Here is a 3,417-nt window from a genome sequence, read left to right as displayed (position 1 = left end):
CTGGTCATCCACCTCATCCGCGACCGCGGGATGAGCCCGGAGGACGTCTCCACCCTGCTCAACCGTAGGTCGGGGCTCGAGGGGCTCTCGGGCGCCCGGGACTTCCGGGAACTGCTCTCGAGGGTCGACGACGGCGACGCGGACGCCGTGCTCGCCTACGACGTGGTGATCCACCGCCTGCGCCGCTACATCGGCGGCTACTGGGCGGTCCTCGGCGTGGTCGACGCCATCACGTTCACCGCCGGGGTCGGGGAGAACGTCGCCCGCCTGCGGGCCGACGCGCTGTCCACCCTCGGCGGTTGGGGAGTGGAGATCGACCGGGCGGCCAACGAGACCGGTTCCGGCGAGCGGATCATCTCCACTCCGGGCAGCCGGGTGACGGTCCTCGTGGTGCCCACCGACGAGGAACTGGCCATCGCTCGCGCGTGTGACGCCGTACTGGGACTGGGGGAATGACCGCTGTGCCTTTTATTAAGAAGGGTCTTAGACGTAGAGTGTGAGAGGAACCCTGGGTTCCGCCCGGGCCAAACGAAGCTGGACTATGCCGGACCCCTCTTCTTCTCGCGTCAGTGAGCCCGCCCGCGATACGCGGCCGGGCCGGTCGCGTGGTCGTCGGAGGCGGGGGCTCGTCCCGGTCGCGCTCGCGACAGCCGTCACCCTCGTGCTGGGTGGGGCGTCCGTGGCCCGGGCGGTCACCGTCCCTCCGCTGGACGCGCACTCCGACCTCGAATTCTCCCTGGACGGCACCACCTGGACCGATGCGCCGGATCTCGTGCTGGGGTCGTGGGGTTGCGACGTCCTCGACGGGCCCGACCCCTCCGCCCCCGGGGGCGCGATCGGCGGCACGCCGGAGGTCGACCCGTGCAGCATGTCGCCCGGCGAGTCCATCGACAGGACCTATCACGTCCGCAATTCCTCCAACACCGGCCGGACCGGTCGGTACGAGGTCGGCATCGGCGAGTTCCTGGTCTCAGGAGAAGCTGAGTTTGACGTGAGCAGCGACATCACCGGGTCGGGCGCATCGGACTCGGGGACCGTCACGATCTACGGAGCCGACACCCCGCAGGCCGCCGACTCTCCGCCCCGCGGCAGCACGCTCGCCGGGCTCGATCTGGGGCCGGGGCAGTCCGCGATCGTCGTGGACCAGGTCTCGGTGCCCCTGGATGTGGAGAACTACGCCCAGCGCCAGAGCGTCAGCCCCATGATCTGGGTGACCTTCTCCGATATCGGGGTCGTGGACACCGACGGTGACGGCCTGCCCGACCTGGACGAGAACCAACTCGGCACCGACCCCCTGGACCCGTTCAACCGCCTGCCGGGCGGCACCGTCGGGAAGGGGTACGGCCCCGAGCAATTCCTGCCGACGACCCCGCCGGGGACGGTGCTCGACGTCGACCTCGACACCCTCCCGCCCGGCATGCGGCTGGAGAACGGGGTCCTCAAGGGCACTCCCACCGAGGCCGGGACCTTTGACATCGAGTTCACCGTCACCATGCCCGGTGGCGCCTCGTACACCTCCATCCGCCGCGTGGTGATCGAACCCAGATCGGGTGGGGGCTCCTCGGATCTTCCGGACTTCATCTGGCCGATCGTGATCATCGGGGGGATCGGAGTGATCGTCGGCATCCTCGCGCCGTATCTCGGCTCCCTCGCGGGGTCACTCGGCGGCTCCCCCGGCGGCCCGGGTTCGGGCGGCTCGGCGGGCTCGGGTTCGCTTCCGGGCGCGACCACCACCACCTCCACCACCCCGGCACCGCGTCCCTCGGACCCGGCCGGCGGGACCGCAGGCGGCGGAACCACCCAGGGCGGCGGCACCGGCGGGACCGGTCAGGTCGCGGTGAACTCCGTGACCCCCCGCGAGGGCGCACCGTCCGAGGACTGGACCCGCGCCAACTCCCAGGTCCGCGGCTCGCTCGCGGAGACGGGCGTGGGCGTCGTCGACCTCCTCCTGTGGGCCCTCACCGCGGCGGCTGCCGGGGTGACGCTGATCCTGCTGGCCCGACGGCGCCGCGAGCATGCCGAGGACTGACCCCGGCCCCGCACCCCGCCGACCAGGCGACCCGGGTCCCGTTCCGTCGACGTGAACCCCGACCAGCCCTACCCCCAGGCCCACCTCGCCTCGGCGGCGTCCCGCTGGGCCCCGCTGTTCCCCGACGTCGTCGACCGGGCCCTCACCGCGATCGCCGACGGGCGTGTGGTGGGCGTGTGGGGCCCCATGGGCAGCGGCAAGTCGATCCTGCTCCAGCAGCTGGCCGACAGGCTCGGGCACCGGTCGACCAGGATCATCCGCGGTGTCCCGGCGCTGCGCGAGATGCCGGGCGGGGCGTCAGGGGACGTCCCGGGCGAGGCGCCGTGGGCGGACGCGCGGGACCTCGCCCGGGGGTCGGTGAACCTGGTGGACGACGCGGACGAGGTCGACGACCTCAGCGCCGTCCGGATCCGCCGCGCGGTCGAGGGGGCCGCCGACCCCGCGGTGCTCGCCTTCACCACCCGGGGACGGCTCCGGGAGCCGTTGGCGGCCCTCCTCGACGGCCGGGACGCGGTGGTCCTCCGGCTGCCCCCGCTGGACTTCGACACCGCCAGCCGGCTCATGTCCGACCTCCTGGGCGGCGAGGTCGAGTCCGGGACGGTGGCCCGGGCGCTCGAGTGGGGATCGGGCACGCCGCTGGGGGTGAGCAGGTACGCGCTCCTGGCCCGCGCCCAGGGCGCCACGCGGACGACGGGCCAGCTGGTCGCGGTGGATCGGCGGTTCACGCCCGGCGCCCCGCCCGAGGCCCCGATCCACGACGTGGCCACCGCGGCCTCGGAGCGCTACCGGCTGCCCGCGGACGGGCCGGCCGTCGTCGCGGTTCTCGAGATGGTCGCCGTCGCCCGGACCCTGCCGTATTCGGTCCTGCTCGACGTCGGCTCGTCGGGGTGGCTCCGGGTTGAGGACGCGGAGTGGCGGGCCGCCGTCCGGGCGTTGCTCGAGCGCGGGGTGATCCGCGAGGTCCGCGACGGCGTCCCGGGCGGCGGAGTCCGGTTCGCCCATGCCGCCGCGGAGTGGGCGGTCAGGCACGACATCGATGGCCTCGGCCGGCTCCAGGTGCTCCGGACGTTGCGCCAGAACGCCGGACCGCAGACCCGGTGGCCGGCCCTGGCGTGGGTCGCGCTGGTCGCGGAGGCCGTGCAGTCCGGACTGGAGGTGCCGGGCGGCGAGCTCGTCGACGCGGTCCGGACGTTCGCCGCCGCGACCCCCGTCGACGAGTCGGCGTGGTCCGAGGTCGGCGCCGCCCTGGTCTCCGCCCTGCCCCGGGGATTCGCCGCGACGGCGACCGGCGACGTGGTGACCGTCCTGTCCGACGTCGCCGTCGCGCTCCACCGGTCCGTCGACCTCCGGAGCGTGGTGGACCTGCTGGCCCCGGGCGCGGCCGCGGG

Annotated in this window: 2 protein-coding genes and 1 pseudogene; all 3 read left to right on the top strand. The window is 73.7% G+C overall.

Going from position 1 to position 3,417, the window contains the following annotated elements; genetic code table 11:
• Positions 1–456 (top strand): annotated as a pseudogene (locus tag B4M60_RS00880) (acetate kinase); the annotation flags it as partial.
• 223 nt (positions 457–679) lie between these two features.
• Complete coding sequence (locus tag B4M60_RS00875; RefSeq protein ID WP_291079475.1) at positions 680–2,029, top strand: thrombospondin type 3 repeat-containing protein; 1,350 nt, start codon at positions 680–682, stop codon at positions 2,027–2,029.
• Between the two features lie 51 nt (positions 2,030–2,080).
• The coding region (locus B4M60_RS00870) for a hypothetical protein (RefSeq protein ID WP_291079474.1) at positions 2,081–3,417 on the top strand (1,337 nt) is incomplete at its 3' end.

Source organism: Dietzia sp. UBA5065, from assembly GCA_002415925.1.
GTDB lineage: Bacteria > Actinomycetota > Actinomycetes > Mycobacteriales > Mycobacteriaceae > Dietzia.
Note: the sequence above shows the minus strand (reverse complement) of the source record. Positions and strands in the feature narration are given on the sequence as shown.